Genomic DNA, 18,162 nt, shown 5'->3' on the forward strand with positions numbered 1-18,162 from the left:
TATAAAATTAAACGTTTTTTTGACAAAAAAGCAGAGATATCAGTAGGGTCTTACGCAAAGGGCCAGGTTAACATGCAGAAATTATTGCGGAAAAGGCTGGATTTGGCGCGATGCGGTTAAAGTCCTGATTGAAAGTTGATGATTGAAAGTTGATGATTGAAAGTTGATGATTGAAAGTTGATGATTGAAAGTTGATGATTGAAAGTTGATGATTGAAAGTTGATGATTGAAAGTTGATGATTGAAAGTTGATTATATACTGTTTTAGGCTGAAACGATTGAATTTTTTCTATGATGCCTTTAGGCCGCCCTTTCAGGGCTATTCTTGTTTTACCATCATCCCCAGGGCGTTGCCCTGGGTACGATATGGCCGCCCCCTTGGGGCTTCAGACAAGCCCTGTAAGGGCGAAATATTACAGCCCAGGGCAACGCCCTGGGTAAACGCCCCCAAAAAATAGTAGCCCTGAAAGGGCGGCCTAAATGGCTGCGACTGCAACTCTTGCCAAAACAACATAATGCTCCCGTTGGCGCACCAGCAAATTTAAAAAACACCTCAAGCAGTATAAAGCAATTTATCGCAACATGCTGTCGAGTCAGGGAAGACAATTTCAGACTTTTGTAGTGACGTCCTAAAACGCCAAGCTGCCGTTTCTCCGCTCACGGGCCACGTTGAGCAAATACTCGTCCATGCCTTTCTCGCGATCGGCATGGAAGCAGTGCTTCGCCCCGTCCAGATCGGAGTCGTCCCCGAAGATGATGCGCTGGTTGCGGGCAGCCCCCTGGAGGATGCGCCGCGCGGACTGTTGCGGTGTCTGCGCTCCGGCGGGCGCTTTCATGTTGAGTTCGCCCCAGATGTCCGTGGCCGTGGTTCCGGGCGTGGCGGAGGAGATCTTGATATTGTCGTCCCAGTATTCCGTGCGCAGCGAGAGCGTCAGGCCGTTGAGCGCGGCTTTTGTCGCGGAGTATATGCTCTGGAAGGCCATGGGCGAGAAAACGATGCCGGAAATGATATTCAGGATCTGGCCCCCGCCTTGTTTCCGCATGATGGGGATGACCGCGCGGCAGCCGTACAGCGCGCCGTAGAAGTTGAGCGCGAAGCCTTTTTCCCAGTCCTCGTTGGTCTGTGCCAAGGCACGTGTTTTCTCCCCGGGCATGGCGTCAGGGGCGGAGGGCTCTGTAAAACACCCCAAAAATCCAGCCCCGGCGTTGTTGATGAGCAGGTCGACGCGACCGTTGAAGAACTCCGCGGCCTCGGCGATCATGTCCGCGACTTCCTGCTCAATGGTCACGTTGCACAACACGCCCTTCACCTTGCCCGGGTGTTTTGCCGAGAGCCGTTCCGTATGCGTATTCAGGTTGTCGGCATTGAAATCCGCGAGAACAACCTTTTTTGCGCCTGAGTCCAGCAGTTCCTCGATCAGGCCCAGCCCGATGCCCGCGGCCGCGCCGGTGACAATGGCGGTTTTGCCGCGAAAGTAGTCATTGTAGTTTTCCATTCGAGTTCCTCCTTGGGGTTTTCAGGTTGCTTTCCCGGCCCTATTCGTAGCACTGGTGCGGATGCTCAAAGGTGCAGCGGTCGTAACGGCCCGGAAGCAGTCGGCTCATGGCCGAAGGGATTTCCTCCTTGGGATAGTCGTAGATGGGGGTAAGTCCGTCGACCCAGTTGTCGCTGACCATCCATCCCGCGCCGAGAATTTTTTTGATCGGCAGTTCGCCCCAGCGGTCATCCAGGGAAGAGGCCAGTTTGCAGTCGGCCGTGGCCGGTTCCCAGGAGTAATACCGGGACGGACTGCTGTAATAGAGCATCTTCAGGTTCACGAGTTCAGACGTTCCCATCTGGAGCATGTGCTGCAGGCATCCGCCTCCTGTTATGACGGGCTTGTCCGGTGAGCATCCTTCGGGCTGCTGATGGAAAGAGGGATCGTTGTACGCGCCGATGGCAACCCGCACGTCAAGCAGGCGCACTCCGTTGCGCTCGATGAAGCAATGTCCTTCGTCGCCCGTGCGTTGGACAACGATGCGCTCGCAGAGTTTTTTGGGCAGTCCGGCTGTTTCCCGGCCGGAAAACACGCCCATCATTGCCCCAGGACCACTGAGCATCAGGCCGAGAAAATAGATCCCGGTATGCTGGCCGTAGCGGGCCAGAATGCCGATGCCGCCTTCCATGTACCACGGAGCGAACGTGGGATCCCTGATATTGACGATGTAGGCGTAGGCCAAAGGATTCGAGGCGTCGTGCAGCTCCAGCGGGTGGGGCAGCAGCTCGCGGGCCCTTTGGGGGTCGGGTGTCGCGTACAGCACGATGCCGTACTGGTTGTTCATTGCGGCGTTGCTCATGAAATTCTTGAGTTTATCCTCGGGAATCAGGTAGCCTTTGTTCATCGTGCACACTCCTTTTGGGTTGGTTTCAGGGGTCGAAGACAAACGCCTTGCCTCTGGCGTCCTGCGTGGCCTCCAGTATCCGGCCGCCTTTTCGTGCATCGCCCACGACGCGCACATTGGAGAAGGCCTCCTTGAACTCGTCCACAAGGGCCTTGCGCGGCGACACTCCCATGGCCAGAACCACATGGTCCGCCCGCACGAATACCGTTTCTCCGTCCGTCAATCTGCTCAGTTCCACGCCGATCGGCGTGACGCGTTCCAGCCTGTGGCTGGTGAGGATCGTCGGATCATGGGGGGTGATGCGGCTCATGGTGTCCTGCACGATCAAGGGGAACATGCCGGGCCCCAGGTCCCCGAGCATTTCCACCAGAGTCAGGCGGCAGCCGTTCATGGCCAGCATTTCCGCGGCTTCAAGCCCTGTCATGCCGGAGCCGATCACGACAACGCTTCCCGTGGGTTTGACCCGGCCCAGGAGCACGTCCTCGGCAACGCATACGCACTTTTCATCAATGCCCGGCAGGGACGGGATCAAAGGTGTTGCTCCGCACGCGACAAAGACGCCGCAAGGGTTTAGCGCCTTCACGCCTTCGGGGTCAGTTTGGGCATTGAGCCGCACCTCGATGCCCGCCTTTTCGACCTGCGCGATCAAGGCGTCCACATAGCGCGTGATCTTCTCTTTCCCATATCCCTTGTCCGCCGTATTCAGCGTGCCGCCGAGCCGTTGTTTGTCGTCAAGGATCACGGGGGTGAAGCCGCGCTCCTTCAGCGCGAGCGCCGCCTCGATGCCCGCCGGGCCTCCGCCCACGACCGCCACGACGCGCCCCTGGCCATCTTTGACGGGGTGATAATATTCCCGCTCCCGTCCGGTCAGAGGATTCACCGCGCACCGCAGGCGCCTGGCTTTCACGATTTCGCCGAAACAGCCCATGCACCCGATGCATGTGCGGATTTCGTCCTCCCTGCCGGAAAAGGCCTTGACGCACCAATCGGGGTCGGCAAGGTGACCGCGCCCCACGCCCACGAAATCGCAGACGCCTTGTTCCAGCAGAGCCTCCGCCGCTCCGGGCTCCTTGATGTTGCACACGGCGATCACGGGAATGGTTACGGCTGTTTTCACCGCCGCGGGCATGTATTTTTTCCATCCCTGGGCGTAGGTGCCGGGCTCCAAGGTGCCCGACGAATAGCAACTGACGTTGATGGCATCGGCGCCGGCCTGTTCCAGGGCCGCGGCGATCCTGCACGCCTCCTGAAGATCGATCCCTCCCGGAAGTGCTTCCTCGGCGTTGATGCGCACTGAAATGGGAAAATGCTTTCCGCGGCTTTGCCGAATTCCGGTTAGGATTTCCGTCACAAAGCGCATCCGGTTGTCAAAAGACCCGCCGTACTTGTCCGTGCGAAAATTCATGGCCGGAGAAAGAAACTCATTGATCAGATATCCGTGCGCGCCATGCAGTTCCACACCGTCCGCTCCGGCCGACATGGCGACCTGGGCGGCACCGACGAATTTCTGGGCCAGGGCCTCGCACTCCTCAAGGCTCAGCTCCCGTGGAACGCCGCCGCCGGTCAGCGGATTGGCCACGGGAGACGGGGCCACGGGCTGCTCGCCGGTCATGGCCGGCGATGCTTCCCGGCCGGGATGCTGAAGCTGGATGAAGATCCTGGATTCGTACTTGTGGATCGCCTCCACAAGCCGCTGCAGATCAGAGATGTCGGACGGCCTGTATGCCGCGAGCTGGCACGGCTCGCCGATTCCCGCGCCGCCCTGGATGCGCGTAATTTCCGTAATGATCAGCCCGACGCCGCCTTTTGCGCGGGCCTCGTAAAAAGCAATGATGTCATCTGTCACCCCGCCGTTCGGCGCGCCCAGGTTCGCCCCCATGGCAGGCATCACAACCCGGTTGGCGAGTGTCAGCCGTCCGATTGTGGCTTCCTGTTGCAGTCGTTTGTACATTCCAATCTCCCTTTGTGCATGAAGTTGCATTCAGGCTGAATGCGTCCCCAAAAACCGTACACCCTGAGAAAATGTCTCAGGTTTTTGACCTGTTTTTGGCGCACCAGTTGACGAATTTCACGATGTCCCGGCTGCGCCGGACGCCCAGCTTCTCCCGGATGATCTGCAGGGAGTAGGTGATGCCGGAAACGGTGGTGTGCATCAGCTCGGCGATTTCCTTGGAGGTCTTGCCGGCCACAAGGTATTGGGAGATCGCGTATTCCCTGGAGGTCAGCAGCGTGGTCATGCGGCTTTTGAGCATCCGGTTGCGTATCTCGGTCCACCCGGTGAAGGCTTCCTTCCATCCCCTGATGATTTCCGTGCGAACCCATGGGAAACGCTCACGGGCAACCTCCTCGAACACCCCCCGCATCGTACCCAGATGCTCGGAAAAGGGCGCGACAAGGCCGTAGGGGAGCGCGTGGTCAAGCGCCTGCTCGATCAGTTCCCGGGCGCGTTGCCTGTCGCCCATTGCCACGCAGGCGCTGACGCGCATGATCCGCAGATAGAGCTCCGCTATGGTGAAACCCTGCTCCGGGACCAATGCCAGTACGGTTTCCGTCACTCCGAGCATGCGTTCCTGCTGGCGGGTGTTGTTCAGGTACAGGGCGTACAGGTAGAGCGCGAACGGCCTGACGTCCTCGGAAAAGCGCAGCACATCACCGTCTTTCAACCATTCCGGGAAGTGGTCCGGCGCATACACACCGGCGTAAACCACGGCTTCGGCAAGGTCGATGCAGTTTTGCGCGGACGGGCAGCCCGCGTACTCTTGACGCCGGGCCTCCAGGGCATCCATGCCCCGGCGCAGGGCGTTTTCGTCTCCCTTGCGGATGGCGGCGATATTGCCCATGTGGATGCCGGTCAGGCGGAACGGGCTGGTTTCCGGCATTTGAGCGATCAGTTCCAGGCTCTTTTGGGTTTCCCCCCGAAGGAAGGCCAGTTCCGCGTAAAACTCGCGCCGGTGCTCAACGTCAGGCAGACCCGCGGCGATTATCTCCACGCTTCGACCGTCAAAGCGCGGATTGTCCAAAAGAAACAGGCCGGGGTAGAGCGGTTCGGGCTGCGTTGTTTCAAAGTTCCCGCGGCTGTCGAGAGGCTTGTGGGCGTTTGCGGGGATCATCCACGCGCGTCCGTATTTTTTCGCGCCCGCAATTTTCCCCGATGCGCAATACCGCTGCACCACGCGGGGATCGACGCCCCATCGCGCCGCTGCTTTGGTTACGGAAATCCAATCCATGCGCGGACTCCTCGGCCTCGGATATTCTTGTTGTTCGGAATAGTATAATGGGTGAATCGGTGCTTATGACATCGTCCCAAAAGTGAGTGCTTTGAGAGCGAGCATACCGCATCCCGGAGAAAAAACACTGAGTTTTTTGGGGGTATTTTCAGAGGTTTTTGAACGGTTTTCCAGCGTCCGAGAGGCTGAATTCCGCGTTCCTTCGGCTCCAGGTGATGTCTGGTCAGTCTGGAAAAAACTTTGATAACAGTGTATTGCGAGTTGAAAGCGCGTCACGTGCTGGTTCTGACGCGCCGCGAAAATGGCTGTCGGATAAGCGACAGAAAGGGGAGGAGGGGGGGGAGAGAGGGCTGAGGGATGAGACCTGAGACCAGAGGGGTGAAGAGAGGGGAGAAGGGTGAGAAGGGAAATGCCGGGATGCTGGGATGAAAAGATGGTGGGAAAGTGTAAGATAATGCTGGGATGTGTGGGGGGGCGGCGGCTTTCAGGCTTGGCCTTCTCAGGTTTTCGGACTGTTTTCAGCGCACCAGTTGACGTATTTGGGGATATCGCGGCTGCGCTTGACGCCCAGCTTCTCCCGGATGACCCGCAGGGAGTAGTTCACGCCGGCAAGGGTGGTGTTCATCAGCTTGGCGATCTCCTTGCAGCTCTTGCCGTCCACGAGGTATTGGGAAATCGCGTATTCCCTGGAGGTCAGCAGCGTGGTCATGTCGCTTCTGAGAATGCGGTTGTGTATCTCGGTCCATCCGTTAAAGACTTCCTTCCACCCTTTGATGATCTGTTTATGAGCCCGCGGGAAACGCTCGCGGGACACCTCTTCGAGCACTCCCCGCATCGTGCCCAGATGCTCGGAAAAGGGCGCGAGCAGACCGTACGGGAGCGCGAGTTCAAGCGTCTGTTCGATTACGCGACAGAGACGTGGCGACCAAAGGGCCTGGGAGGTTTCCCCGTGTCCGGCAGGTATCGACCATCCAAAATGCCGCATGCGGAAACAACGAAAAACCCGGTATCACGGCGACGGGGGCTCTTGATACCGGGCAGATGAGCTTCGACGACCGCCGAAGCGTTTTAGACGCCTCAGGTGCCTCCAAAACCCACGGTGACCTTGCCATTGATCAAGATCACCGGGACTTTGCGTTGGCCCTGGCTGTGCGTGAGCATTTCCTCCATCCGGCCGGGATCCGTCTTCACGTCGTGATAAACATGACCCGGATGCGCCTCACGGGCGTTGGTGGTGTAGGGTCAGCCTTGTTTGCCGTAGATAATCGTCTGACTCATACCGACCTCCTGAGAAAAGAGTGTGATGGGAAAGCCAAGGTTTGCCATCCCTGATCTTCCCGAGTCAACGCCATTTCCCGATTTCTGGGAAAGCTAACAGGAAAATTCTCCATTCTCATAAATCACCCGGCTTTTTCCCGACCGCAACCGGGCCGTAACGACCTTGGGGCGGGTGTTGACCAGATCCCAGTGCAGGGCGGACTCGTTGAACCCGAGGTCGCGCTTGCGGCGCTTGTCCAGGTCCGCGGCTTTGCCGGAAAAGGATTCCACGTAGGACGATCCCAGGGCCAGGTGGCAGTTGCCGTGTTCACCGCCGTAGTTCTCGTCGAACAGGGTGTTGGCCATAAAGGCATTAATGCGGGAGAAGCGCTTGTCGGTCAGGGAAAACTCGCCCACCTGGGCTGCTCCCGGGTCCATGGCCACCTGGGAACGCAGGAACGCCTCGCCCTGTTCCGCCTGGGCGCAAGTCACCCTGCCGTCCGTGAATTCCAGGCGTACTCCGGAAACCAGGTTCCCGTTGCGGTACGAAAGCTGATCAGCGACGTACACCCCGCGGACCCCTCGCCAGTCCGGAGAGAGAAAAATCTCAAAGCTGGGGATGTTGTGGCCGGACAGTCCAACCCATTTGCGTTGCTCGCCGAGGGAGACTTCCAGGTCCATGCCTTCGGATTCCACCCGGAGCGTCTTTGGATTCATTTTGTTCAGCCAGCGCTTGATCCGACCGACCGCGTCGAAGACTTCCCGCCAGGCGGCCACGGCATCGTCGGCGTCCAGGTAGCAAGCGTTCACGATCTGCCCGGTGTAGGCGTCCAGGTCCATGCCCGCGGCCTGGGCCATCGCCTGGGTGGGCAGCATGGCCAGGGTCCAACCGAACAGCTTTCTGTGCTCCCGCGCATCCAGGATGTCCCGCAGCGGCTTGCGGGCCAGGGTGGCCAGGCTGATCCGTTCCGGGTGGACGTCCCGCAGGTGGGTCAGGGATTCCGGCGCGCGGAGGTGAATCGCGCCGTGCAGGGCTCCCAAAAGTTCCTTGGTCCCCGGAGGGTGAAACGTGAGTTGTTTATCCTCGCCCAGGGCGTAGAAGTCGTGCTCCATGCGCACCGTGGGATTCCAGCGCACTACGGGTTGCAGCGAGCGACGCAGCAGCAGCGCGTATATTTTCTCGGCCAGAGCCGAAGCCGCGGGATCGGATTGCAGCAGGACGATATTGCCCTTGCGCGGCTTGCGCCCCCTGGCAGTGTCCAGAGCCCAGATCATGACCTGGGCATAGGCGTCCAGGTGTTTTTCCGTCAACATCCCTCAATGTCTCCTGTGTTGGTGGTGGTCTGTTTGATAAACGTTCTCGACGCGTTTTTCAAAGGGTACGGATAGGCCCTCGCCGGAGGTTTGGCAATCCGTTGTTTGTCTGTTGGCCGTTAGCCCGCCGGTCGTTCGTAGGCCCAACTTCCCTGAAGCGGAACGGGCAATGATTGACGCTCCCGCGAAAACAGTCCAAAAAAACCCTTTCTCAATCCCGTAACCTCATCTCAGGAGGATGCCCATGGCCGCCAGCCACCCGGAAACCCTTTTCCCCTCGGCGCAAAACGACGTCGCAAGAGCCCAACAGCAGCCCTCCACGCCGCAGACCGAATCCGCGGCCTATCGTCTGGCATTTCTGGACAACGATTTTATCCTGCAAGACGAACTGCGCCCGGTTCGCCTCCAGTTGGAACTGCTCAAGCCTGAAATGCTGATGCGGGATAATCGGATTGAGTCCACGGTGGTGGTCTTTGGAAGTGCCAGGCTGCTCGATGCCGAAACCGCTCAGGCCCGGCTGGACGAGGCCTTGGCCGCCGTTGGGGACCAGCCCGACGGCCCCGAAGACACAGGTGCAACGGCCCGACTCCAGGCCGCCATAAGCGCGCTGGAGCACAGCCGCTATTACGAGGAAGCCCGCAAGCTTTCCCGGATCATATCGGAAAATTGCCAGTGCGACGAGAAGAAAACCCATGTGGTGATCACCGGCGGCGGTCCGGGAATCATGGAGGCGGCCAACCGCGGCGCGGCCGAAGTCCAGGCCAAGAGCATCGGCCTGAACATCGTCCTGCCTCACGAGCAGGCCCCCAACATGTATATCACTCCGGAACTCAGCTTCCAGTTCCACTACTTCGCCATCCGTAAGATGCACTTCCTGATCCGCGCACGGGCTCTGGTGATTTTTCCCGGCGGGTTCGGCACCCTGGACGAACTGTTCGACGCCCTGACCCTGATCCAGACCGGAAAGATCGCCCCCATGCCGGTTTTGCTCTTCGGCTCCCAATTCTGGAAAAAGGTCATCAACTTCGGGGCTCTGGTGGAAGCCGGGACCATCTCGTCCCATGACCTGGACCTGTTCGAATTCGTGGAAACCGCCGATGAGGCCTGGGACCGGATCGCGGCTTTCGACAATCTGGAGCGCAAGCGCTGAGCCTGGAAATGAGGTCAACCATTTTTTCGCTTGGCACCCAGCCCCAGCACCGAGACGGCTTGGGCGGGGTCGATCCGAAAGGGCGAACCAATGCCTTGGAAAAAACCGTGCCGTTCGATCAGGTGCAGGGCCAAGGGGGTGATGACGAGAGTTTCGGCTCCATCCTCGCGAAAAACCCGGACCTGGTGCTTGGCGAATGTTCCCTCGCCTGGAAACGGCGAGGGAACTCGTCCCCGGCACTCCAGGCATTCCGCGATACTCGCCGTGCCCGCCCGCACCGGATCTCCGCCGGCTTTCAACGCCCGTTCGTAAATCTCTCGCAGCTCTTGAACAAGCTGCTCCCGACTCACCCCCAGGCGATCCAGGGTTCGTGCGTCGTCGGCCAGGATATCCTCGAAGTCCCGGGCATCCTCGCCGAGAAATCCCAGGGCTGAAAAACGCGATGGCCCGAGGTGGGAGTACATTTGCGCTTCCAAAGGCGCCCGTCGCGGCATGTTCCTGCTCCTTGGCATTTGATGAGTGTATGTCGATCACGCCTGTTCGTGCGGTCGTAGCGCAATCGTTTGATCGGTGACAAGTTGTTCGTGGGCGGAAAAAAAATCGTGGACATCTTGAAAGAGATTATATATGGCAAACCGAATTGTTTACGACGAATACACGGCTGGCGTTTTTTCCCTTGGTTTCTTGCAATGGCGGCGGCTTTGGGCTAGAGGCCGACCTAGGAAGGTTTATATAGGGCTGTCAACAGGACAGGTTGTTTTCTCACCATTACCCATTTAGTGCAAAAGGAGAGAGCGTTATGACAAAGGCGGATCTGGTATCGAAAGTAGCCGGCAAGGCGGGAATGACCAAGGCGAGCGCGGAGAGCGCCCTTAATGCTTTTATTGATTCCGTTGAGGAAATTCTTTCAGCCAACGGAAAGCTGACCTTGACCGGCTTCGGCACCTTCGAGGTTCAGCAACGCCAGGAGCGCACGGGTCGCAATCCCCGGACTGGCCAGGAAATCAAGATTCCGGCCAGCAAGGTCGTCAAGTTTCGCCCCGGCAAGTTGCTCAAGGACGCCGTCAACTAACTTTTGCACAGGAGTGAATGATGCTTCCCGGAGAAACCATTCAAAGTTTTTTGCCTCAGGACATTCCCTGGTGGATGCCTGACCACGCCATTTTTATGGGCGCCTTTTACCTGGCGCTGATTCTCATCGGTTCCGGCGTCGGCTACGTCGTGATGAAGTCTATCAAGGATACCCTTAGCGACGACGAACACGGCCACGGCCATTAGCCTGTCCTTATTTTTTCCTTTAAACCGGACACCTTCTTTGGGAGGATGTCCGGTTTTTTTTCTTAGCCATTTGTAACTACTCAACACACGTTGTGTGCTCTTCCTGCTGCCATCGGAGTCGGGGTCGGGATCGGAGTCGGAATCGAAATTGAAACAGGAAACAATCAGAACGCATCCCAACGTTTTCGATCCCGATTCCGACCCCGACCCCGGCAACGCTATTAACTCTGTGCTGAGTAGTTACAGCCACTTTATCGAACCAACCTTGAACCCGTTACAGGCACTTCGGACGAACCATGAGCACTGACGATAAAAAAATAATCTATTCCATGCACAGGGTCAGCAAGTATTACGATAAAAAGCCGATCCTGAAGGACATTTCCCTTTCCTATTTTTACGGGGCGAAAATCGGCGTCCTGGGGATGAACGGCTCCGGAAAGAGCACGCTGCTGAAAATCCTGGCCGGAGTGGACCAGGACTTCCAGGGTTCGACCTCCCTGGCCCCGGGGCACACCATCGGATACCTGGAACAGGAGCCGCTGGCCAATGAAACGCGCACGGTTCTTGAAGTTGTCGAGGAAGGCGCCGGAGAATCCGTACGGTTGCTCAAGGAGTTCGAGGAAATCAACGCCCAGTTCGCGGAACCCATGAGCGACGAGGCCATGGACGCCCTGCTGGCCCGCCAGGCCTCGGTCCAGGAAAAGCTGGACGCCCTGAACGCCTGGGAGCTGGAAAGCCGTTTGGAAATGGCCATGGACGCCCTGCGCTGCCCGCCCCCGGACATGCCGCTGAACATCGTCTCCGGCGGGGAAAGGCGACGTGTGGCCCTGTGCCGCCTGTTGCTCCAGCAGCCGGACATCCTGCTTCTGGACGAGCCCACCAACCATCTGGACGCCGAATCCGTGGCCTGGCTGGAACACCACCTCCACCAGTATCCGGGAACCATCATCGCCGTGACCCACGACCGTTACTTCCTGGACAACGTGGCCGGGTGGATTCTGGAACTGGATCGAGGCAAAGGCATCCCTTGGAAGGGCAACTACTCTTCCTGGCTGGACCAGAAAAGGGAACGCCTGCGCCAGGAGGAAAAGGCCGAAAGCGACCGCCAAAAGACCCTGCAGCGGGAACTGGAATGGATCAGGATGTCGCCGCGGGCCCGGCACGCCAAGAGCAAGGCTCGGATCGGGGCCTATGAGCAGCTTTTGTCCCAGGAATCCGAAAAGCAGGGCAAGGAACTGGAAATCTATATCCCGCCCGGACCCCGGCTGGGCCAGAAGGTGATCGAGGCCCAGGAGCTGTGCAAGGCCTACGGGGACCGGATGCTGCTGGCCAACGCCGAGTTTCTGATTCCCCCAGGGGCCATCGTGGGCATCATCGGTCCCAACGGGGCCGGCAAGACCACCCTGTTCCGGATGATATCCGGCCAGGAGCAGCCGGACTCGGGCCGGATCGACGTGGGCGAGACCGTGAAGCTGGCCTACGTGGACCAGAAGCGGGACGACCTGGAAGCGGACAAGACCGTGTTCGAGATGATCAGCGACGGCCACGATCTGATCCGCCTGGGCAATCGCGACGTCAACGCCCGGGCCTACCTGGGGCGTTTCAACATCACCGGGGGGGACCAGCAGAAGAAGGTCGGCTTGCTTTCCGGCGGGGAGCGCAACCGGGTTCACTTGGCCCGGATGCTCAAGGAAGGGGCCAACGTCCTGCTACTGGACGAGCCCACCAACGACCTGGACGTGAACACCATGCGCGCCCTGGAAGACGCCTTGCTGAACTTCGCCGGAACGATCCTGGTGATCAGCCACGACCGCTGGTTCCTGGACCGTATCGCCACCCATATCATGGCCTTTGAGGGCGACAGCCAGGTGACCTTTTTCGACGGCAACTTCACCGAGTACGAGGAAGATCGCCGCCGACGTCTGGGCAAGGATGCCGACGTTCCCAAGCGGATCAAGTACCGCAAGTTCACCCGCGGCTGATCTCTCCGGCCATGGCCAAAAAGCGCGTCCTTCGCAATCCGCTCAAGGCCATTCGGGCCAAGTGCCTGGAATGCTGCGGCGGAAGTCCCAAGGAAGTCCGGCTCTGTCCGGACATTTCCTGCGCCCTGCACCCTTTTCGCACCGGTACGAATCCCTTTCCCCGTCGGAAACGCAAGGCTACGGCCCTTCCCGCGGCTTCCGAGACGGCCAACGCCCCTCTGAAGCCGCGGGAGGTGCAGTTCAGCCTGTTTCAGGACTGAGGCCTCTTCCCGGGCCGGCTCCATTATGCCCTGGCTGACCATCCCCCTTCTGGCCGCGGCCCTGGACCTCTGGCTCAAGGATCCGCCGAACTGGCCGCATCCGGTTCGGCTCATCGGATGGCTGCTGGACCGTCTGGAGCGCCTCGTCCGTTCTTCCCCGCTTCCTCCGCGACTGGCGGGACTGCTTTGCGTCCTGGGTCTGGCCCTGGGCGTGGGATTCGCGGTCCGGTTGATCGTCTCCCTGCCCATGGTCGGCTGGTTTCCGGCCCTGTATTTGAGCTACGCCGGACTGGCCCTGGGGGGGTTGCTTCAGGAAGGACGCCGGGTTGCCCGGTTGCTCCGCGAGCAGGATGTCGAAGCCGCCAGGACGGCCCTTGCCGGGCTGGTCAGCCGGGACGTGGAACACCTGGACGAAAACGGAATCCGCCGGGCCCTGGCCGAAACCGTCAGCGAAAACCTGAACGACGCTTTCACGGCTCCGTTTTTCTACCTGGCCTTTCTCGGTCCCGCCGGACTTTGGGCTTACAAGACCGTGAGCACCATGGATTCCATGTGGGGGTACAAGACGCCGCGCTGGCGGGAGTTGGGCTGGGCCGCGGCCCGGGCCGACGATCTGCTGGCCTTTGTCCCGGCCCGGCTGACCGCCCTGGCCTTGACGACAACGGCCCGTCTGCTGGGCAGACCGGCTGTCCGCCTGTCCGAACTTCGCCGCACGGCCAGCCTGACAGAAAGCCCCAACGCGGGTTGGCCCATGGCCGCCGCGGCCCTGGCCCTGCGGGCCGGAATGGGCGGGCCGACCAGCTACTTCGGCCAAATCAAGGCCAAGCCCTGGCTCGGGCCGGAAGGCGAGCCCTGGACGGATCAAAAGCTGAACGAGCTGCTCCGGCTGGCCCTGCTTGCCGGACTTGGGATCTGCGCGACGCTGGTTTTGGCGACTGTTTTGGTGATGCAGACGCTTTGACTTCGTGTCCGGCAACTCCTCCTCGCGACATTTTGCCCACGCCTCTCATCCAAGGAAAAAACATATGGTCGGCGATCACCTCCACCTGTTCAGTCCGACTCCAACCGGCAGCACTGGCTGTACAGAGCCGCGCAATCGCCCATGTCCGTGACTTGGGGCTCGATGATCGCGTTGGGGCCGTGGCCCAGGCTGACCCAGCCGTCGCGACGAATCACCACGGCGTGAGGGTGCAGGGATGCGTCCAGGCGTATGCGTACGGCCATGCGCCCCAGGGGCGTTGCCAGGAAGATCGGGCCTTCCGGGTCCACGTCGTCCAGGTCCGGGTTGTCCGGGGAGACCAATATCTCAGGTAGCCCTTGCTGCTCGCTCTCTGGAATCTGGGAATGCATGTAGGTGCCGCGAACCAGGGAGAGCAGGCGTAAAGGGAACTCGGGATCGTCGTCCTGATCGATTTCCAGGGGGTCCGGATCAAGTGCCTCGGGGAACCGATATAACCCGTCAGGATGAGCGAACTTCAGTCCCTCAAAGGCGACTGAGGGATGATCGGTCCGCGCGAAACCCTTGGCCCGGAAAGCGTCCAGGTCGACGCCTACGGGGACGAGGCCGATTCGCAGACACTCGTCCGGTTCCGGGAAGCGCACCGGCGGGCTCAACCGCGCTCCCAGATCACGCAGAATGTCGTAATCCGCGCGACATTCCCCCCGGGGCAAAACCGCCTGGCCCGAATAGTTCACGTAGTGATGCAGGCAGGAGCCCACGATTTCCTCGCGCTCCAGCATCAGGGCGGGCGGCAGGATCACGTCCGCGCAGCGCGCCGTGTCGTTGAAAAACGCCTCCACGCAGACCACGAAGGGCCGCTGCAAGGCCTTGGCCATGGCCAGGCTGTCCGGAACCTGATTGACCACGTTGTGCCCGTCCACCCAGACGAACTCCACCGGCGGGTCGGCCCATTCCAGTTCCCAGGCCAGGGAAGGCAACGGAAAGGAGCGCCTGGAGGTTGTCACGGGGCGCCCCGGTGAATCCGCCCGCCACGAGCCCAGATTGCGGCCCGAGGCGATGTTGAAGTACGAGCCTCCTCCGACGCGTCCGATATTGCCCGACAGCAAGCTCAAGGCATTGATAAATCGCACGTTCTGGCCGCCGTACAAATACCGCTGCACGCCCCAGCCGATCAGCGTGGCCGTGGGGCCGACGGCGTAATCGGAAGCGGCCCCGGGCAGGGGCGCATACCACTCCAGCAGCTCCTCCGCGTGACTCCGCTCCACGTCGCAACGAAGCAGCAGATCTTCGGGGTTCAGGCACATTACCAGCGCTCGAAACGCCTCCCAATCAGCACAGGCTCGGACGACGTCCTGAGAAATCCCGTCCAGCTCCATAAGCCGACGGATCAGCCAGGCCGCCAAAAAACGGTCCGTCCCGGGACGAATGCGGATCACCCGGTCGGACCATCCTTCGCTTCCATCACCGCCTGGAGAGATGGTCAGCACCCGGGTTCCTCTTTTGCGCGCCTCGCGGACCAAAAGGCCGGTATGCGGGGAGGAACGCCCCAGGTCCTTGCCCCAATTCACGATCCGGGCCGCATTGAGCAAATCCGACGGATCGTTATGCTCCAACGCCCCGAAGTCGCGGATGCAGGCCTCGATGCCCGCCTCGTCGCACAGGGAGCCGTGGATGGTGGAGGAGCCGAGAGTCGAGAAAAGGTTCAGGCTGGCCTGAGCCAGGACCCCGCGATAACCGTGGCCGCGCACGTGCAGCACGGCCTCGGGCAGGTCCGCCAAGGCGTTCAGCTTGTCGGCGATCACGTCCAAGGCCCCATCCCAGGAAACCGCCTCAAACCCCTCCTGGGCCAAACCGACGGCCTTCCCGCGACGCAGTCCTCGCTTGGGCTTCGTGCGCACCAAGGGCCGGGTGATGCGTTCCGGGGCGTCCAGTCGATCAAAACAACGAGCGCCTTTTCGGCAAATGAACCCATTGGTGAACGGATGCGCCGGGTTTGCCCGGAGAGTTCGAGCCCGGGAATCAACCAGAAACGAACAGGCGTCCGGACAGTCCAGGATACAAGCGGAAATCCGCGATGTCTCACCGTTGTTTTTCAACATTATCATGCTCCTCATGACCGGCGTCGCTTCCGCGATCTTCGGTCGCTTATTGTAATCGCGAACCGCGTTATTCCGACGGCATCCGCTATATTTCGTCACCATGGAATCGGTCAACAATCCAGACGCCATTTAACAGTAAAACGCAGGAGGGCCGGCCGATATAGACCGGCCTTCGTGTGCTTCCACGCGCAAAAACGACGCTCCAGGGCAATGCCTGACATTGCTGTTCATAGCCGGAAGGACTTTGTCCCGGCCTGACAGTCACCGCCGGTCCGGACCGGCGATGACGGTGATACGCTTCCTTGTATCGCGCAGACATTTGAAATATGGATTTACAGCACGGGCAGCAGCGTCTTGCTCCGGCTCCAGTCCAGGCTGATGGAGGAAAAGGCGCTTTGGAGATGGGTGGATTCGGTGAAAACAAGAATACTGGCGGGCCAAGAGCAGACTTGCCCCCTTTCTTTGTTTCTTGAAAATTTTTCTGATTATGAGGACGTTCGAGAAGGAATAGCGGCAATGGAAAACAATTGATGATCCTGTGGTGACCCGTTTTGCCGTACTTTTTAGAATAAGGTCAATTAGACCGTGAAAACGGAGTGAAAACGATCGATAAAATGGCTTTTTCTACAGACTCGTTCCCGGCGACTGCGTCGCCGGGAATGCGGCGCTGACTTCGTCCAGTGCCTTGTCCCGTCGCCTTGCTCCGGAACAAGGCACTGGACCCGACTGCGCGCGCCGGCTGTGACCAGGCCTTCGGCCTGCTCCCATCCGCCGTGCTCGCGGGTCAGCCCCGGCCCGTTGGGCATCAAACACCATACACATGTGTGAATATCGTGCGTATATCGCAGGCCACCAATGAAAACTTACGATTTCCAGTCCTCCAACGCTTTTGTTGAACTCTTTGAAATAGCCCCCTATACATCTGGCGTATTGGATGGTTTGTGCTTTGCAGTTAAAGACAACATCGATATCCGTGATCGATTTACATCCTATGGTAGTAAACCATGGCGTGAAGCACATCCACGAGCTGCCTACCATGCGGTTTGTGTGGAACAACTGTTGATGGCTGGAGCGCGTTGCGTCGGCAAAACAATAGCCGACGAATTTACCTATAGTCTGGACGGCGAGAGCTACTTCTACGGTACGCCAGTGAACCCACGCGCCCCGGATCGGATCCCCGGCGGATCTTCGAGTGGCTCGGCGTCGGCAGTCGCATGTGAGTTGGTAGACTTTGCGCTGGGTACCGACTGCGGCGGATCGATCCGTATTCCCGCCAGCCTTTGTGGGGTGTTCGGCATGCGGCCAAGTCTGCACCGCATCTCCGAAGCCGGAGTACTTCCTTTTGCACCAAGTGTCAGCACAGTTGGCGTATTGGCTCAAAATCTTCCTATTCTGCGCCAAACGATGCGTGTACTTCTTCGCAGCCATGACGTTGCACAACCACCAGTGAAAAATATCTATTTGGTGACGGAAGCCTTCGCGCTAGCCGACCCCGCGATCCAGAACGTCTTGTTCGAGTGCATTACGCATTTGGGTAATTTCCCTAACATCACCGTCGCCTCCATTTCTCTGCGCGACATCACAGGCTTGGACGTCAGCCTAAAATCGTGCAACGAGGATGCGCTTCGGGTACTCCAGACGGCGGAAATTGCCAACGCCATTGGAGGATGGATTCAGGAAAATCGACCCGAACAAGGATCGAACTTCCAGGCAGGATATCGTAACGTCGAACAGTTCGACCGCAGCACGATGAGCGACGCCCTGAACTTATGCGAAGCCCTCTTTTCACGGGTTGCCGCGTTCATTCAGCCGGGCGATGTTTTCTGTTACCCGACGGCACCTGTGCTTGCCCCGAAGAAGGGCACACTCACCGGCAGCAACCTTAATTCTGTACTCGATTATTACGACCGTACTATGGCCGTCACATCGTTTGCTGGTGTTGCCCGGTTACCCGAGATCACCATTCCACTGGCTCAGGTTAATGGTATTCCTGTTGGGCTTTCTATGGCAGCTGGTTACTATCAAGATGAGTTTCTACTCGACGCTAGTCTGCGCTTGTGGGGTTCGCAACCAATGATGTTAGACTTATGTTCAGCAACTACGTAATACACAGAGCCAAGATGCCCAACCAAATATTCCATCGGACACTGCGAGATAAAGCTGTGCATCGTCGGTGAATGCAAACGTTCCAGACGACTGCGTCGCCTGGATTATCGGCGCTGTCGATCGCTCCGCCCCCCATTACATTTACGT

At 59.2% G+C, this 18,162-nt stretch carries 16 protein-coding genes and 1 pseudogene; 7 read left to right on the plus strand and 10 right to left on the minus strand.

Annotation, left to right across the window (positions count from 1 at the left end):
* Positions 1-628 precede the first annotated feature (628 nt).
* The 8 genes and pseudogenes from C6366_RS16365 to C6366_RS16395 form a co-directional block, all read right to left on the minus strand.
* Complete coding sequence (locus tag C6366_RS16365) at positions 629-1,495, minus strand: SDR family oxidoreductase (RefSeq protein ID WP_107739884.1); 867 nt, start codon at positions 1,493-1,495, stop codon at positions 629-631.
* Positions 1,496-1,535: 40 nt separating this feature from the next.
* The gene (locus C6366_RS16370) at positions 1,536-2,381 is read right to left on the minus strand and encodes an acetoacetate decarboxylase family protein (protein WP_158269836.1); all 846 of its coding nucleotides are present in this window, start codon (positions 2,379-2,381) and stop codon (positions 1,536-1,538) included.
* A 25-nt stretch (positions 2,382-2,406) separates the two neighbouring features.
* Entirely contained in the window at positions 2,407-4,332 is a 1,926-nt protein-coding gene (locus tag C6366_RS16375) for an FAD-dependent oxidoreductase (RefSeq protein WP_107739888.1), read from the minus strand.
* Positions 4,333-4,408: 76 nt separating this feature from the next.
* Positions 4,409-5,260, minus strand: coding sequence for a helix-turn-helix transcriptional regulator (locus C6366_RS16380; protein WP_368731499.1), 852 nt, complete (start codon positions 5,258-5,260; stop codon positions 4,409-4,411).
* A 192-nt stretch (positions 5,261-5,452) separates the two neighbouring features.
* Positions 5,453-5,608: pseudogene (locus tag C6366_RS20755) on the minus strand (helix-turn-helix domain-containing protein); the annotation flags it as partial.
* Between the two features lie 499 nt (positions 5,609-6,107).
* Positions 6,108-6,593: a LuxR C-terminal-related transcriptional regulator gene (locus C6366_RS16385; RefSeq protein ID WP_107739893.1), complete on the minus strand. Its 486-nt coding sequence runs from the start codon at positions 6,591-6,593 to the stop codon at positions 6,108-6,110.
* 92 nt (positions 6,594-6,685) lie between these two features.
* Positions 6,686-6,886 (minus strand): UXX-star selenoprotein family 1, encoded by a 201-nt coding sequence (uxx1, locus tag C6366_RS20580; RefSeq protein WP_304481813.1) that lies wholly within the window; start codon positions 6,884-6,886, stop codon positions 6,686-6,688.
* Between the two features lie 93 nt (positions 6,887-6,979).
* Positions 6,980-8,179, minus strand: coding sequence for an aminopeptidase (locus C6366_RS16395; protein ID WP_107739896.1), 1,200 nt, complete (start codon positions 8,177-8,179; stop codon positions 6,980-6,982).
* A 244-nt stretch (positions 8,180-8,423) separates the two neighbouring features.
* Between C6366_RS16395 and C6366_RS16400 the strand changes: the two genes are divergently transcribed.
* Complete coding sequence (locus tag C6366_RS16400) at positions 8,424-9,329, plus strand: TIGR00730 family Rossman fold protein (protein WP_107739898.1); 906 nt, start codon at positions 8,424-8,426, stop codon at positions 9,327-9,329.
* 14 nt (positions 9,330-9,343) lie between these two features.
* On the opposite strand, the gene C6366_RS16405 is transcribed toward C6366_RS16400, so the two are convergent.
* Positions 9,344-9,823, minus strand: a complete 480-nt coding sequence (locus C6366_RS16405; protein ID WP_107739900.1) for a hypothetical protein — start codon at positions 9,821-9,823, stop codon at positions 9,344-9,346.
* Between the two features lie 305 nt (positions 9,824-10,128).
* On the opposite strand from C6366_RS16405, the gene C6366_RS16410 reads away from it, so the two are divergent.
* The 5 genes from C6366_RS16410 (at position 10,129) to cbiB (ending at position 13,810) form a co-directional block, all read left to right on the plus strand.
* Complete coding sequence (locus C6366_RS16410) at positions 10,129-10,401, plus strand: HU family DNA-binding protein (protein ID WP_031388138.1); 273 nt, start codon at positions 10,129-10,131, stop codon at positions 10,399-10,401.
* 20 nt (positions 10,402-10,421) lie between these two features.
* Positions 10,422-10,607: a hypothetical protein gene (locus C6366_RS16415; protein WP_107739902.1), complete on the plus strand. Its 186-nt coding sequence runs from the start codon at positions 10,422-10,424 to the stop codon at positions 10,605-10,607.
* 296 nt (positions 10,608-10,903) lie between these two features.
* Complete coding sequence (gene ettA / locus C6366_RS16420) at positions 10,904-12,589, plus strand: energy-dependent translational throttle protein EttA (RefSeq protein ID WP_107739904.1); 1,686 nt, start codon at positions 10,904-10,906, stop codon at positions 12,587-12,589.
* Between the two features lie 11 nt (positions 12,590-12,600).
* Positions 12,601-12,849 (plus strand): hypothetical protein, encoded by a 249-nt coding sequence (locus C6366_RS16425; protein ID WP_107739907.1) that lies wholly within the window; start codon positions 12,601-12,603, stop codon positions 12,847-12,849.
* A gap of 25 nt (positions 12,850-12,874) precedes the next feature.
* On the plus strand, positions 12,875-13,810 hold the full coding sequence (cbiB, locus tag C6366_RS16430; RefSeq protein WP_107739909.1) for an adenosylcobinamide-phosphate synthase CbiB: 936 nt from the start codon (positions 12,875-12,877) through the stop codon (positions 13,808-13,810).
* Positions 13,811-13,899: 89 nt separating this feature from the next.
* Here cbiB and C6366_RS16435 read toward each other — a convergent pair whose 3' ends face one another.
* Positions 13,900-15,909 (minus strand): molybdopterin-dependent oxidoreductase, encoded by a 2,010-nt coding sequence (locus tag C6366_RS16435; RefSeq protein ID WP_107739911.1) that lies wholly within the window; start codon positions 15,907-15,909, stop codon positions 13,900-13,902.
* Positions 15,910-16,764: 855 nt separating this feature from the next.
* Between C6366_RS16435 and C6366_RS16440 the strand changes: the two genes are divergently transcribed.
* Positions 16,765-18,015, plus strand: coding sequence for an amidase family protein (locus C6366_RS16440; RefSeq protein WP_107739914.1), 1,251 nt, complete (start codon positions 16,765-16,767; stop codon positions 18,013-18,015).
* Positions 18,016-18,162 lie beyond the last annotated feature (147 nt).

Source organism: Desulfonatronum sp. SC1 (assembly GCF_003046795.1).
In the GTDB taxonomy this organism is placed as follows: Bacteria; Desulfobacterota; Desulfovibrionia; order Desulfovibrionales; family Desulfonatronaceae; genus Desulfonatronum.

What these genes read in the sequence shown, in the direction of transcription:
- C6366_RS16375 (WP_107739888.1), bottom strand. Translation starts at nt 4,332, where the DNA reads ATGTACAAACGACTGCAACAGGAAGCCACAATCGGACGGCTGACACTC.
- C6366_RS16425 (WP_107739907.1), top strand. Translation starts at nt 12,601, where the DNA reads ATGGCCAAAAAGCGCGTCCTTCGCAATCCGCTCAAGGCCATTCGGGCC.
- cbiB (WP_107739909.1), top strand. Translation starts at nt 12,875, where the DNA reads ATGCCCTGGCTGACCATCCCCCTTCTGGCCGCGGCCCTGGACCTCTGG.
- C6366_RS16405 (WP_107739900.1), bottom strand. Translation starts at nt 9,823, where the DNA reads ATGCCGCGACGGGCGCCTTTGGAAGCGCAAATGTACTCCCACCTCGGG.
- C6366_RS16415 (WP_107739902.1), top strand. Translation starts at nt 10,422, where the DNA reads ATGCTTCCCGGAGAAACCATTCAAAGTTTTTTGCCTCAGGACATTCCC.
- C6366_RS16395 (WP_107739896.1), bottom strand. Translation starts at nt 8,179, where the DNA reads ATGTTGACGGAAAAACACCTGGACGCCTATGCCCAGGTCATGATCTGG.
- C6366_RS16385 (WP_107739893.1), bottom strand. Translation starts at nt 6,593, where the DNA reads ATGCGGCATTTTGGATGGTCGATACCTGCCGGACACGGGGAAACCTCC.
- C6366_RS16410 (WP_031388138.1), top strand. Translation starts at nt 10,129, where the DNA reads ATGACAAAGGCGGATCTGGTATCGAAAGTAGCCGGCAAGGCGGGAATG.
- C6366_RS16365 (WP_107739884.1), bottom strand. Translation starts at nt 1,495, where the DNA reads ATGGAAAACTACAATGACTACTTTCGCGGCAAAACCGCCATTGTCACC.
- ettA (WP_107739904.1), top strand. Translation starts at nt 10,904, where the DNA reads ATGAGCACTGACGATAAAAAAATAATCTATTCCATGCACAGGGTCAGC.
- C6366_RS16435 (WP_107739911.1), bottom strand. Translation starts at nt 15,909, where the DNA reads ATGTTGAAAAACAACGGTGAGACATCGCGGATTTCCGCTTGTATCCTG.
- C6366_RS16440 (WP_107739914.1), top strand. Translation starts at nt 16,765, where the DNA reads ATGAAAACTTACGATTTCCAGTCCTCCAACGCTTTTGTTGAACTCTTT.
- C6366_RS16380 (WP_368731499.1), bottom strand. Translation starts at nt 5,260, where the DNA reads ATGCCGGAAACCAGCCCGTTCCGCCTGACCGGCATCCACATGGGCAAT.
- C6366_RS16400 (WP_107739898.1), top strand. Translation starts at nt 8,424, where the DNA reads ATGGCCGCCAGCCACCCGGAAACCCTTTTCCCCTCGGCGCAAAACGAC.
- C6366_RS16370 (WP_158269836.1), bottom strand. Translation starts at nt 2,381, where the DNA reads ATGAACAAAGGCTACCTGATTCCCGAGGATAAACTCAAGAATTTCATG.